At 49.1% G+C, this 13,617-nt stretch carries 11 protein-coding genes; all 11 read left to right on the top strand.

The genetic code is table 11. The features are described from left to right. The first annotated feature begins 6 nt into the window (after positions 1 to 6). The 11 genes from IEX60_RS00895 (at position 7) to IEX60_RS00945 (ending at position 13,616) form a co-directional block, all read left to right on the top strand. On the top strand, positions 7 to 1,764 hold the full coding sequence (locus IEX60_RS00895) for a hypothetical protein (protein WP_188746454.1): 1,758 nt from the start codon (positions 7 to 9) through the stop codon (positions 1,762 to 1,764). Beyond that, complete coding sequence (locus IEX60_RS00900; protein ID WP_188746457.1) at positions 1,754 to 3,868, top strand: DUF5722 domain-containing protein; 2,115 nt, start codon at positions 1,754 to 1,756, stop codon at positions 3,866 to 3,868. Before IEX60_RS00895 ends, IEX60_RS00900 begins: the two co-directional genes overlap by 11 nt. Continuing rightward, complete coding sequence (locus tag IEX60_RS00905) at positions 3,865 to 5,199, top strand: alpha/beta hydrolase family protein (RefSeq protein ID WP_188746459.1); 1,335 nt, start codon at positions 3,865 to 3,867, stop codon at positions 5,197 to 5,199. Before IEX60_RS00900 ends, IEX60_RS00905 begins: the two co-directional genes overlap by 4 nt. Before the next feature lie 9 nt (positions 5,200 to 5,208). Then, positions 5,209 to 6,396: an SGNH/GDSL hydrolase family protein gene (locus tag IEX60_RS00910; RefSeq protein WP_229717338.1), complete on the top strand. Its 1,188-nt coding sequence runs from the start codon at positions 5,209 to 5,211 to the stop codon at positions 6,394 to 6,396. Positions 6,397 to 6,440: 44 nt separating this feature from the next. Further along, positions 6,441 to 7,370, top strand: a complete 930-nt coding sequence (locus IEX60_RS00915) for an alpha/beta hydrolase (protein ID WP_188746461.1) — start codon at positions 6,441 to 6,443, stop codon at positions 7,368 to 7,370. 136 nt (positions 7,371 to 7,506) lie between these two features. Then, positions 7,507 to 7,893 (top strand): RidA family protein, encoded by a 387-nt coding sequence (locus IEX60_RS00920; protein ID WP_188746463.1) that lies wholly within the window; start codon positions 7,507 to 7,509, stop codon positions 7,891 to 7,893. A 6-nt stretch (positions 7,894 to 7,899) separates the two neighbouring features. Beyond that, the gene (locus tag IEX60_RS00925) at positions 7,900 to 8,889 is read left to right on the top strand and encodes a 3-hydroxyacyl-CoA dehydrogenase family protein (RefSeq protein ID WP_188746465.1); all 990 of its coding nucleotides are present in this window, start codon (positions 7,900 to 7,902) and stop codon (positions 8,887 to 8,889) included. A gap of 6 nt (positions 8,890 to 8,895) precedes the next feature. Next, the gene (locus IEX60_RS00930; RefSeq protein ID WP_188746467.1) at positions 8,896 to 10,203 is read left to right on the top strand and encodes an aspartate aminotransferase family protein; all 1,308 of its coding nucleotides are present in this window, start codon (positions 8,896 to 8,898) and stop codon (positions 10,201 to 10,203) included. A gap of 6 nt (positions 10,204 to 10,209) precedes the next feature. Next, a complete protein-coding gene (locus IEX60_RS00935) occupies positions 10,210 to 11,091 on the top strand; it encodes a 3-hydroxyacyl-CoA dehydrogenase NAD-binding domain-containing protein (protein ID WP_188746469.1) in 882 nt (293 codons plus the stop codon). A 72-nt stretch (positions 11,092 to 11,163) separates the two neighbouring features. Then, on the top strand, positions 11,164 to 12,246 hold the full coding sequence (locus tag IEX60_RS00940) for a dipeptidase (protein ID WP_188746471.1): 1,083 nt from the start codon (positions 11,164 to 11,166) through the stop codon (positions 12,244 to 12,246). An 8-nt stretch (positions 12,247 to 12,254) separates the two neighbouring features. Then, complete coding sequence (locus tag IEX60_RS00945; RefSeq protein WP_188746473.1) at positions 12,255 to 13,616, top strand: hypothetical protein; 1,362 nt, start codon at positions 12,255 to 12,257, stop codon at positions 13,614 to 13,616. Position 13,617: the final 1 nt, after the last annotated feature.

Here is a 13,617-nt window from a genome sequence, read left to right on the forward strand (position 1 = left end):
CTAATCATGAAGCGTTTTCTTTATATCGTTATCGCCTGGCAATCCGTTTTTTGGGTATACGCTCAGGGTAACGTTGATTCACCACCGGAAGCCAATCGCTTCTCTGTGATGAGCCTTTCGGGTACGGATGCCCTGGGCAGGCGTATCGAAGCCGCACGCAAAAGGCCGGAGGATGCCAAGTACGTCGGCGTATTTTATTCCGTTTGGTTGGGGCAACATCGTTCCGGACAGCAAGGGATATACGATATCCAGCAATTGCTGGACACGAATCCATCGGCCCTGAAGAATCCGGATGGTACCCCCGAGAGCCCGCTGCATGAATTCCACTTCTGGGGTGAGCCACTGTATGGCTATTATAGTATGAGTGATCCCTGGATTGCAGCCCGTCATATTGAATTGCTCACCAACGCTGCCATTGATTACCTTTGCATCGATGCGACCAATAATGTGGTTTATGAGTCTTCTACCAAAAACGTATTGGATGCGTTGTTGAATTTCCAGCAGCAGGGATTCAACGTTCCGAAGGTTGTATTTTACACCAATTCATATTCCGGGATTACGGTAGATAAACTATATGATCAGTTTTATAAATCGGGGATATATGAGACGCTGTGGTTTAAACCGGGCGGAAAACCGATGATTATCGGGATTACGGAAAAGAACGGAAATGCTTCCGATCAAACGAAATATGCACAGCAGGGTAAACCGTTCACCGAATATATAAAGCCAGCCATGAAGGACTATTTTGACGTTCGGGAATCCCAATGGCCAAACGGCGATTACCATGCGCATTCCATTCCCTGGATGAGCTGGCAGTATCCACAATGGAATCACCACGGTGCAGTGGCGGTGCCCGTAGCCCAGCATAGCCACTCGGTTATCTATGCCAGCAGCATGGATCCCGAGTGCAGTAGGGGTTACAACAACCGCACCAAGGAAGTGGAGACAGACTGGACGGCCGGGGCGAATTTTGAGACCATGTGGGACGCCGTTTTCGCCAGTAAAGAGAAGATTGATAACGTGCTGGTCACTTCTTTCAACGAATGGATGGCCATTAAGTATGCGAATGATGCACGCGATGTGTTTTTCGTAGACGTCTACAACCCTGAATTTTCGCGTGACATCGAAATGATGAAAGGTGGCTATAACGACAATTTCTACCTGCAACTGGTTCGGAATGTACGGAAGTTCAAATTTTCGGATGACGGGGATGGCGACGGTAATCCACGGGGAAATGTGCAGGCTACCTATGTCGATTTCAGAGGAGATGCCCGGCCCCGGAATTTTTCGAATGCAACCGGAACAGGTACCTATACCGATACGAGCAACCGAAATGATATCACGGAAATAAACGTTACCCACGATAACGAGAAGCTGTATTTCAGGATAAAAACCGACACCGACATTACGCCATATAATGGAACCGACCTCAATTGGATGAACATTCTGATCCGGTCAACGGGCGAGAAAGATTTTGCCGGATATCATTATATTATCAACCGGAAACCCGGATCAACCCATACCTCAATAGAACGGTCTGTAGGTGGGTACGATTGGGTAAAGAGCGGCGAAGCAACCTATGTTATCAACGGAAATGTAATGCAGGTGGCTGTATCTTTGGAACAGTTAGGACTGACGCCAGAAAACTGTGCTATCGAATTTAAGGTAGCCGATCACGTTACCCGATACGATGACATCATGGATTATTATGTTACCGGTGATAGCGCTCCTTTGGGTCGCCTGAGCTTTAGCTATGGACGGTAATATTCGCATCGGCATATTGGCTGTATTGCAGGCTATTTGGTTGGGGACGACAGCTTTTCATTTACAGGAGAAGCCTTGGTTGCTTCAATTCTGTAAGGAGCGATCGACCGAGATCGAATATTCCGAAGCCGGCGGCTATTTTTCGTTTATGACCACGGGCAACCATCCGGTTATCTCCACACTTCCATTTACCGGTGATCTTCCCGGAGAATATGCCATACTGAGTTTTGAGTATTTTGCCACCGATTACCAGGACAAGTTTACGATCGCATTGGTGGATGAAAATGGGGAGAAGCGGGAGTTGGAGACTCAGCTCGGGATCAGGGAGGGGTGGTCATTCCACTCGATTTCACTGACGGAGATAAGGGGTTTATGGGGAAAAAGGGGAGACTACCTGCAGATTATGCCGGGAGAAAAAAAGGGGTATGTCATACATGTCCGAAATTTGCATTTGCGTACCCTTACGGTTGCAGAAAAGAAAAAAGAACAGGAGCGGGAACAGAAAGAGGCGTCAGAGCAACGTTCGCTGATGCGCATGAACCGCTATTTATCCGCTTCTTTTGATTCGGAGGTCACAGACGTAGCGTTAGGGAAAAACACCGTTACGGTCAGTGGGAAGGCCGGCAATCAGGATCACCTCTTCCTGGCCGAAATACCGTTGTGGATGGATGCTTATGCGCTTGGAGAAATTACGCATCTGATCCCCCTTCGATCCGGGGGTACATTTAAACAGCAAATCGAACGTTTCAGTCCGACGGGTGATGACTGCGCTCTTTCGCGGTGGATGGTCGTTAGGAAAGTCGGAAATCAGATTTCGGCAGAAAGCAATGCGAGGTATGCGGATCGTATCTACGCGGTGAATCAGTATGCGGAAGAGCATCCGGCAAATAGAAAGGGTTTGGCAGATTTTGATGCATCTAGGCCAGAAATGATCGAAGACCTTGATTCGTTGGGTATTACCAGTGTAAATGTCAATTTTTGGTCGCGGGAAATACTCCGATCCAAGCCGGATAGCGCCACCGTGCCCCACTTGTATAACGGTCGCCTGTTTTATATCAATTCGGATTGGTTGAAACGGATGGATGCGACGATTATGGAAGCGACTAAAAGGAATATTATCGTTTCAGCGATTATTTTAATCGACCACGCAGCTGTTACCCCCGATGAGCATATTGCGTCGGTACTCCCTCATCCTGATTACGACCCCTCAGGGATCTATACGATGCCCGATATGACAACGAAAGAGGGTGTGATACACTATGCAGCGATGCTTGATTTTATCGCCAGCCGATATGGAAGAGCAGACAAAAAATTTGGTAGGATACATCATTGGATTGCTCACAATGAAATTAATGCAGGGTGGGTGTGGACAAATATCGGTGAAAAACATCCACTCCGTTATATGGATGTATACCATAAGTCTATGCGGGTTATTTATAACATCGCCCGGCAATATAATCCACATGCCAACGTGTTTATATCGTTGGATCACCATTGGCATCAGGTATCCGACCCTCAATTTTACCCTGCGACCACCTTGTTGGAAACATTATTGGAGTTTTGCCGAAAAGAAGGGGATTTTGAGTGGGGAATCGCTTATCATCCATTTCCGGAATCGTTGTTTGAACCCAAGAGCTGGCTCGATAAGCGAGTGGACTACACCTATGAGAGTCCGCTGATTACGTTTAAGAACATCGAGGTATTAGCTGCATGGACCAAAGATACGGGTACCTTTTTCAACGGAAGCAAACGCAGGGTGATACATTTTTCCGAACAAGGACCGAATTCCAAGTCTTATACACCTAACGACTTAACCGAACAGGCTGCCAGCTTGGCTTACGTTTGGAAAAAGATGAAAGCACTGGATGGCATAGAAACATTCCAGTATCATTTTTGGCGGGATTTCCGGGGCGAAGGAGGATTGCGATTGGGCTTAAGGCGTTTCCCAGACGATATTGACGCTCCTTCGGGCAAGAAGCCAATATGGAATCTTTATCAATCATTGGATACGCCGAAGGAAAACGAAGCCTGTGCCTTTGCATTGCCCATTATCGGGATAAAAGACTGGGAAGAAGTGAACTACAAGGGAAAAATCGAAAAATGAAGAAATTGAGAATACGTATGTTTTTTATTATCACTTATGCTTTCATGGCATTGTCTTCTCTATGTGAGGCCAATGGAAGGACGGTGACCGTACCGCCTACATCACAGGTAGAAAAAAGGGTGGTAAGTAGCGGCACGATATATCGTGTGGTTGTGAAGCACGCTGATACGGCTAACTACGCGGTATACAATGTATTCATCCCTGCCGGTGTGGAGAGGGTCCGTGGGGTGTTTATTCACCAACATGGCTGTGGCATGGAGGGACGAGGCGCATCAACTGCATATGACATACACTATCAGGCATTTGCTAAAAAGTGGGGATTGGCAATTGTGGGGCCGGACTTATATTACAGGAACGGATGCAACGTTTGGAAAAATCCCGAATCCGGATCGGGACCGTCTTTGCTGGAAGCTTTAGAAATGATCGGAAATGCGTCTTGCCATGCTGAATTGAAAGACGCGCCATGGCTCCTCTGGGGGCATTCGGGCGGTGGATATTGGACACTCGCCATGATGAAAAATTATTCCCAACGGATACTCGCCGCATTTTGCTATTCGCCGGCTTTTGATCCGGTATGGGACTATCCCGATGCAGCGCTGAAGATACCCCTTATGATTCGCCATGCCGGGGCAGGAGATGCCAATGCGTCTGATGTACGCTGCTGGCAAACAGCGGTAAATACGTTTCATAAACTGAGGGAGAAAGGGGGGCTTGTCAGCATCGCTTACACGCCGTATCAAAACCACAATTACAGTTTTGTGCGATACATGGCTATTCCGTTTTACGAATCGGTGCTTTCCAAACGTCTTCCCACAGGGGCACAGGGTTCATTTAAGGAAATGAAAGATATGGACAAAACCAAGGGATGGCTGGCCGATACCTTGTCACTGAATACGTATGCCTACGACAAATATCCCGGAGATCCAGCTGCATTGTCATGGTTGCCGGATTCCATAGTTGCAGCCAAATGGAAGGAATTTGTCATTACAGGAACGGTCATTGACCGGACTCCTCCGCCTGTGCCCTATGGATTGACAAAAAAACGCCTTCATAACATGGCTGTTGAACTGACCTGGAAAGCGGATGCCGATATCGAATCTGGTATTAAGCAGTTTCATATTTACGATGGAGCCCGATTGATTGCGCGGTTTCCCGAGCATGGTGTATACCAGTGGTTTGATACCAACGGGGACGATGCAATCCCCATGTCGGTATTACCGGAAATGAAAACGGTAGTAATGGTGCCCATGGCTGCGGACTCGACCCTTTCCATCAGTACCGTCAATCATTTTGAATTAGAATCGTCAAAAGTAGCTTTTCAAAGTAAATAACTGTATTGTATGAATGATACCTCACGCTTGAAATATACCTCATTAGGTTTGGTGATGATGGGCTTCTCGGCATTCCTTTATGCCAAGAAACCCACACCCGTATTATATAACCGGATCATTACCGGCCCAGGGGACTACCCAGAATTGGTAACTGACGGGGGGGATGCTCAATTTACGAGGGATGGATTGCGTATTGCCGGAAAAGATCGCATCGTTAAACTTAATTATTATTATGCGTTGGCCGAAAGGCTGGTACGGTACCATGTCCGGTTTTCTGAAGATGCGGTAGGTGTCTTCCAAAGTGACAAGGGAGATTTTAAGGCCTTCGTCGATATGCGTCATAAACGTATTTCCCTTGGTACGGATCCCGTTAGTGAAAAGGAGACTGACTTTTTGGACGCTAACCATGACTACATTGTGGAAGTGCACCGTGATTACCAAACTTCGAAATTGCGGATAGTAGACCTTTTTACGGGTGATTTTGCCGAAGTCTCCGCTACGATGGACGGGGCCGGAGGTGTGGGCGAGGGAGCCTTAGGAACTGGATTTTTTGTAGGACGCCAATACGATTACTACTGCTTTGGACTCGCGGAAGGAACCGCGTTATTCGTCAAACAAATCTGTGTGTTGGCGAAAGAATCCGATTTGACATTGTTGATCTATGGAGATTCCATTACCGAACCGGAAGGATACTTCCCAACAGCGGACTTCCCGTGTGCCTGGACACAGCTTATTATGGAACATATATCCGGAAAAGCGATGTCCAGTGGCCGTGGCGGTACCACCATTCATGAATTACTTGAGCGCATTAAAAACGAACTTCCTTATGTCCAGGCTAAGTATGTCATGATCACCATCGGTACCAATGGAGGAAATACGGAGGAAAACTTAAGTGAGCTGGTGGAATATATCCTAGCTCAGGGTTCGATTCCAATCCTGAATAACATTCCCTGCAACGAGAGCGGCACTCAGATTCCGGTAAATGCAATGATCGAAAAGGTACGCCAAAAGTACGGAATCAATGGGTGTAAGTTTGATTTAGCAACATCTTTAAACCACGACGGTCGGGAAGTGGATCAAACGACGATGTATTTTGAGGACTACGACTGGGGGAAAATTTACCATCATCCCAATGTAAAAGGGTCGCTGCAAATGTATACCCGGACGTTGATTGATGTCCCGGAAATCTACGAATAGCAGGTGTTCGTTTGTTGGTTGAATAAATTCTTGTACTTTGGCGTATGGAATCTGTAAAATCTCGCAATTTCAAATCGGCAATATTTTTTATCTTATCCCTTCTTGCGGTTACCTATTGCCCGGCACAGCAGCGTATACCGCTTTATGAAGGGGCCGTGCCCAATTCCAAACCGACAGCTGACCGGGAACGGGACGAACCGAATGCGGCGGTGGATACGCTGACCTTTCAGGTTTCTGTGCCCAGCTTGACCGTTTTTTTACCTCCTCCTGAAAGGGCCAATGGCACGGCCGTGATTATTTGCCCGGGCGGTGGATATCACGTATTGTTGACGAAGCGGGAGGGTTCGGATATTGCCCGGGAGTTTACTAAACTTGGCGTCGCTGCATTTGTGCTTCGGTACCGTTTGCCCGATGATGAAATCCTGGTTGATAAATCCATCGGCCCTTTGCAGGATGCCCAGCAGGCCATCCGCCTGGTGCGGGAAAGGGCCGGCGTTTGGGGGATAAATCCAGCCAAAATCGGTATCATGGGGTTTTCGGCGGGCGGACATCTGGCTGCTACTGCTGGCACTCATTTTGAAAAGGCTGCTATTGAGAACGTGCGGAATACAAGTTTGCGTCCGGATTTTATGCTGTTAATCAACCCGGTGATCAGTATGACGGATCGTGTCGGGCATACGGGATCACGGGATAACCTGTTGGGTGCCGCGCCACCCCTTGATCAGATCCAGGTCTTTTCAAATGAATTGCACGTGGATTCACTGACTCCACCCACTTTTTTGGTGCATTCGGATGCAGATGTAGTAGTACCGGTAGCGAATAGCTTTATTTTTTATGAGGCCCTCCACAAGAATAAGGTTACTGCGGGATTGTATATTTATCCTACCGGAGAGCATGGCTTTTTAACCGCTCCGACATTTGATGAGTGGTTTGGAAGGTGTATGTATTGGATGAAAGAACTGGCCTTACTGTAGTATCAGACGACGCGGATCCGGCAGCTGCGGGTGTTGAAAAATAATACTATAAATAAACATAAATGTAATAGACCTCCCAACGCTATTCCGCTACCTTTGTTTACAAGTAATTACCAGCGATAAAAACGTAGTGGATATGAGTAAACAAAAAATTGTGCACCCTAACCGGGATGCAAACTTTGTAACGGGAGCTTATTCCGATGGAGTCATTGCAGGAGGTTTTCTTTTTGTAAGCGGCCAGGCCTCTGTTGATTTCAAAACCTCCAAATTCGTATTAGGTACGATCGAAGAAGAAACCCAACGTACCCTTGATAATATTCAGGCCATTTTAGGGGCAGCCGGAGTTTCCCTAGATGACGTGGTAAAAACTACGGTACATCTGAAAGATATCGCCGAATTTGACCGTTTCAATGCGGTATATGCAACGTATTTCACCGGCGTCCGGCCTGCACGTACAACGGTGCAGTCGGTTTTGGCCGAAGGCATCCGTGTAGAGATTGATTGCATCGCGAAACTGCCGTAACGGGTTATGGACAACAGACAAATTAAACCCATACAGGTCGGTGTGGTGGGACTGGGACTGATGGGTAGTAGTATCGTCGTGTCTTTATTGGCTTCCGGTTATCCGGTGATTGCGCTGGCACCGGTGCCGGGTGAGAAAGAAAAAGCTGCCAAGCATATCGGCGATTTACTGCGCCATGCGAACGGGGCGGGTATTTTACCAAAAGGTATCTCGTCATGCGTCGACGCGTTGAAGCTGGTGGAAGATTATCAGCAATTGGCGGATTGCCGGGTGGTGCTGGAATGTGTGGTAGAAAATCAGGAAATAAAAAGAAGGGTTTATGAGCAGATCGCGGATTCGGTGGATAACAGCGCTGTGATCGCTTCCAATACGTCGGCCATCCCGATCAGTGAATTACAGCGGTTGGTGCCGAATCCAGGTCGTTTTTTAGGAATTCATTGGGCGGAGCCGGCCTATATGACCCGTTTTTTAGAGGTAACGTGTGGTCAGGATACCGATCTGCAGGTTGCAGAATATATAGTGTCATTGGGGCTGAGGTGGGGAAAAGAACCGACACTGCTCAAAAAGGATATCCGGGGGTTTATTACCAATCGGTTGATGTATGCGGTTTACCGGGAAGCGTTGTCATTGGTTGAAGCGGGGCATACTACCCTGACGGATGCCGATAAAGCTTTCCGCTACGATGCAGGCGCCTGGGTTACGCTGATGGGGATTTTCAGACGCATGAGTTTTATGGGGCTGGAGGATTCCCTGAATACATTCAAACGGTTATTCAGCCAACTCAACAATCGGGAAGATGTGCCCGCTATTATGCAACAACTGGTGGCGAATGAAGCCAAAGGAATACATAATCGATCCGGATTATACACGTATACGGAAGAAAACGCAAAAAAATGGGAGGCAGCGTTCGCGCAATTCAACCGGGATATCTATGAACTGGCCTCGCGGTATAACGAACGGCAATTGCCCCTGACAAGGAAAGAACATATATTGTAAGAAAGCATGGCGACAAATCGTTACCAGGAATCCGCCCGGTTATTGGGCCGGGCAAAACAGGTATTGGCAAGTGGGGTTTCTTCTGAATTCCGGAAATATAACCACCCGCATGCTATTTTTTATACACACGGCCAAGGAAGCCGCATTTACGACGTAGATGGAAATGAATACCTCGACTTTACCTTAAGTCAGGGCCCTTTGATCGTGGGGCATTCCCACCCCGCCGTGTTGGCTGCTATACAGGAATATTCCACACAAGGGCAATTGTTTGCAGGGCAACACCTGAAAGAAATCGAACTTGCGGAGAAACTCCACCAACTCATCCCCTCGGCTGAGTTGATGCGCTTCTGCCTGGATGGTTCCGAGGCGGTACAGACCGCTTTCCGTGTAGCACGGGCCAAAACCGGTAAACCAAAATTCCTCCGATTTGAAGGTCATTACCACGGTTGGCTGGATAATGTAGCGTGGGGCATCAGTGCACCTTCCATAGATGCGCTGGGCAGCCGGGAACATCCGCAGGCTTATCCCTGGTCAGGTGGTTTATCGGCCTACAGCCGGGAGGAATTTATGATACTACCCTGGAACGATATCGAGTTGGTACGCCGGACGGTGGCGGAGCATTGTGGTGAACTGGCGGCAATCATCACCGAACCGGTGATGTGTAATAACGGTTGCATCGTCCCGCAACCTGGATTTTTAGAGGGACTGCGTGAGCTATGTGACACGTATGGTATTGCCTTGATTTTTGATGAGGTGATCACGGGATTCCGGCTGGGTCTCGGAGGGGCGCAGCAATATTTCGGGGTTACGCCAGACCTGTCCATTTTTGCGAAAGCGATCGCAAGTGGATATCCCATCAGCGCCATTGTGGGAAAGCGGGAATGGATGGAAGAAATCGAGACAGCCCGTGTTATCCACGCCGGTACCATGAACGCCAGTAATGCGACCGTGGCCGCAGCGTTGGCTACCATCGACGTATTGGAGCAGGACCCTGATACGTATGCCCGTATGTTCCGATTGGGCAGAAAGTTGATGCAGGGCTTGCGAGAGGCCGCAGACAAAACAGGCCAATCCCTGTTGGTGCAGGGGATGGGTCCGATGTTCAATACTTCCTTTACACCGTTGCAACAGATACGTGATTACCGCGATACGCTTTCGAACGATAAGGCCAAATTGAATGCATTTATTGCCGGACTACACGACCGGGGTATCCGTGTAATCGGCAGAGGATTGTGGTATATCAGTGCGATACATACCGATGAAGAAATTGAACAGGCTGTTGCTGTCGCCACCGAAGTATTGAAATCCTTGTAACTACCTATGGCGCAGATGATAGAAGAAACGAATAAACCGCTCCCTCCCTTATTGATCGTCGGCGATGGAAAGCTGGCATACAGCGTCGTGGGTAATGCGCTACGCGCAGGTCATGAAACAACGCTATTGACATCGGATGCGGATGCGGCTTACCGGGCGGTGGCACAAGCGATACCGGAACGTATGAAAAAACTGATTTTATGGGAAGATTGGCCGGTTGCGTTGCCGCACGAATGGGTAGTTGCCGTTACGGAAGAGTGTAGCGATATCAAGCAACGACTCATCCGGCGACTGGAGGATTGCGTGAGCGACCACGCCATCATCGCGATTAACATGGAAGGTATCCCTTTGGAGGAGTTGCAGGCTTCCGGCCGGCATCCGGAGCGGATTCTGGGGTTGAACTGGTGCTACCCTGCGGATCTGACTTTTTTCCTGGAAATCATTTGCAATGAAGAGACGGATCCGGAACACGTACGTACACTGGAGGCAATGGCGAAAACAGCATGGGAAAAAGATCCCTATACTGTAAAATCTGGATTCAGTGTGCGTGCACGGATGATGGCAGCTTGGGCCAGGGAAGCATTTTACCTGGTGGAAAATAACTATGCTTCGATGGAGAGCATCGACCGCGCCTGTCGGAACGACGCCGGATATTACCTGCCTTTTGCGGGCAATTTCAGGTACATGGATCTGATGGGTACCTACGCGTACGGTGTGGTAATGAAGGACCTCAATCCGGAGCTTTCCAAGGCAACTGTTTTACCCGCATCCGTAGTGGATGACTTTCCCGACTATGGCGTCGATCATCCGGAGCATTGGGAAAAAATAGTTCGTAAATTTAGTGAGGAAATCAGGGAACTGATCTTAAAATATCCGCATGAAACCTGACATGCCAGCGCCTGACCAAAGGCGATGAAAATTCAGGTTCCATGAGGCCATTGAAAAATAAATTATTTTCGAATGACTCGATTGATCATTGATGCTCACCTGGACCTGGCGATGAACGCCATGGAATGGAACCGGGATCTGTCCCGTCCATTGGATGAGATACGTAACGGTGAATTGAACCTTCACGACCGGCCGGACCGGGGAAAGGGAACCGTCTGCCTGCCGGAATTGCGCAAGGGAAAGGTCGGCATCGTGGTTGCCACCCAGTTGGCGCGTGTCCGTCCATCCAGTTATACACCTACCGCATGGAATTCCCCGCAACAGGCGTGGGCCATGACCCAGGCGCAACTTAGCTGGTATCGGGAAATGGAGACCCTTGGGGAAATGGTGCAGATCGTGGATTTAGCGGGGTTGGAAAAACAGGTCGAACTGTGGAATGATGGCCAACAGGCAGATGAAGGCAAACCGGTCGGCTATATCCTAAGCTTGGAAGGGGCCGATTCATTGGTGGATATTGACTACCTTTATCGGGCGCACAGCTATGGCTTACGGGCAATGGGGCTGTCGCACTTCGGGCCCGGGCGATATGCCGATGGTACGAAGACCGCCGGTCGGATCCATCCGCAGGGGTTGGAACTGATGAAGGCAATGGGCGAGTTGAATCTGATTTTGGATGTCACCCACCTCACGGATGAAGGGTTTGACCAAGCGCTGGACCTATACGAAGGGCCGATATGGGCGAGTCATCATAACGTGCGGAAATTCGTGCCCAACCAACGGCAACTGACTGATGTACAGATCAAAAAGCTGATCGGAAGAGGAGCGGTTATCGGCGGGATGCTGGATTGCTGGGCAATGGACATCCGGTTTATCGATACGGTATCGGATCCATGGCAACTGGATATCCGGCTGGAACAATTGGTGGATCATTGGGATCACATCTGCCAGTTGGCCGGAAATCCCCATCACATTGGCATCGGCAGCGACCTGGATGGTATTTTTGGCACCGAACAAAGTCCATGGGATCTGAATTCCATTGCAGATTTGCAGAAATTTGAAGCTATTTTGCAGCGGCGTGGATACAGCGAGTCGGACATTGATCATATTTTTCACGGCAATTGGCTGCGGTTTCTGCGGAACGCGTGGAAGAAATAAGTAGTACTATGCAACAACATTCCTTTAAAGCCGGGACTGCACGGGTGGATATCACACCACCGTTGGGGACCGTAATCAATGGTGAATTTACGAGCCGCTATGCGAACCATATTGCCGATCCGCTTTATGCCAAGGCGATGGTCATGCAGGATGATGGGACCACCTTACTTTTCCTGATCGTGGATATCTGTGTCATGCAACGGGATTTTCTCGATGAGGTGAAGCATATCATTGCAGAAGAGACCGGCATCCCGTTAGAAAATCAGTTGATTTCCAGTACGCATACGCATTCGGCCGGTTCCGTTGCCGACTTACTGATGGGACATGTAGACTGGGGATACCGAAAGAAATTACCTGCCTTGCTTGTCGAGGCGGCCGTGATGGCGCAACGGAGCCTGATGCCTGCAAAAGTTGCCTATGGTTGGTTTGACGAGCCCAGGCATATGGTATGCCGGCGTTACCGCATGAAATCCGGCTACCAGCCGTTTAATCCGGTGAGCGGTGGAGTAGATGCGGTGAAAACCAATCCCTTCGGCGACGAGCGTGATATTGTCGAACGTACGTCTAAACCGGATACGGAATTGCGGTATTTGGCGGTGAAGGGTATAGACGATCAATGGATCGGTTTACTTGCCAATTATTCCCTGCACTACGTGGGCGATTGCGAGCGGGGTACGATCAGCGCGGATTATTTCGGATGCTTCGCCAAAGCACTGGCTGAATCCTTGGGTGCGGGTTCTGCATTCGTGGGCATGATGAGCAACGGAACCAGCGGCGAAGTAAATATCTGGGATTTCCTCGATCCCGACCGCTATCCGTCGGGGAATCATGAGAAAAGCCGGTTGATCGGCAGGGCGCTTGCCGCCGGCGTGGTGGAATCCCTAAACGATGTCGTTTGGGAAGCCCAACCCGTATTGGACAGCCGCTACGCCGAAATAACGGTGGGCCTGCGCAAACCGACGCCGACGGAATTGGAGCGTGCCAAAGAACTAGTAGAACAAACCGACTACGAAAACATCCATTTTGACCGGAAGGGATATCAGCAGGTGTATGCACGGGAGCAGGTATTACTAGCCGAATATCCGGATGAAAAGCAGGTACCGGTACAGGCATTCCGAATCGGTTCGGGCCTGATCGGTGCACTTCCGGGTGAGTTTTTCGCTGAAACAGGTTTGCGTATCAAAGTTGGGCGACCCGACAAAAAGTATTTTACAATTTGTTTAGCCAATGATTATGTAGGCTATGTGCCCCCGGCACATGAATTGAAACAGGGTGGCTACGAATGCTGGCGCTGCCGTTCAAGTCATTTGGCCGAAAATGCCGAAGATATCCTTAGGAATACCCTGGTGGCACAAATCAATAGTCTTTGAC

Origin of the sequence: Parapedobacter defluvii (genome assembly GCF_014642075.1) — a bacterium.
Taxonomy (GTDB): Bacteria; Bacteroidota; Bacteroidia; order Sphingobacteriales; family Sphingobacteriaceae; genus Parapedobacter; species Parapedobacter defluvii.

What these genes read in the sequence shown, in the direction of transcription:
- IEX60_RS00895 (WP_188746454.1), top strand. Translation starts at nt 7, where the DNA reads ATGAAGCGTTTTCTTTATATCGTTATCGCCTGGCAATCCGTTTTTTGG.
- IEX60_RS00900 (WP_188746457.1), top strand. Translation starts at nt 1,754, where the DNA reads ATGGACGGTAATATTCGCATCGGCATATTGGCTGTATTGCAGGCTATT.
- IEX60_RS00905 (WP_188746459.1), top strand. Translation starts at nt 3,865, where the DNA reads ATGAAGAAATTGAGAATACGTATGTTTTTTATTATCACTTATGCTTTC.
- IEX60_RS00910 (WP_229717338.1), top strand. Translation starts at nt 5,209, where the DNA reads ATGAATGATACCTCACGCTTGAAATATACCTCATTAGGTTTGGTGATG.
- IEX60_RS00915 (WP_188746461.1), top strand. Translation starts at nt 6,441, where the DNA reads ATGGAATCTGTAAAATCTCGCAATTTCAAATCGGCAATATTTTTTATC.
- IEX60_RS00920 (WP_188746463.1), top strand. Translation starts at nt 7,507, where the DNA reads ATGAGTAAACAAAAAATTGTGCACCCTAACCGGGATGCAAACTTTGTA.
- IEX60_RS00925 (WP_188746465.1), top strand. Translation starts at nt 7,900, where the DNA reads ATGGACAACAGACAAATTAAACCCATACAGGTCGGTGTGGTGGGACTG.
- IEX60_RS00930 (WP_188746467.1), top strand. Translation starts at nt 8,896, where the DNA reads ATGGCGACAAATCGTTACCAGGAATCCGCCCGGTTATTGGGCCGGGCA.
- IEX60_RS00935 (WP_188746469.1), top strand. Translation starts at nt 10,210, where the DNA reads ATGGCGCAGATGATAGAAGAAACGAATAAACCGCTCCCTCCCTTATTG.
- IEX60_RS00940 (WP_188746471.1), top strand. Translation starts at nt 11,164, where the DNA reads ATGACTCGATTGATCATTGATGCTCACCTGGACCTGGCGATGAACGCC.
- IEX60_RS00945 (WP_188746473.1), top strand. Translation starts at nt 12,255, where the DNA reads ATGCAACAACATTCCTTTAAAGCCGGGACTGCACGGGTGGATATCACA.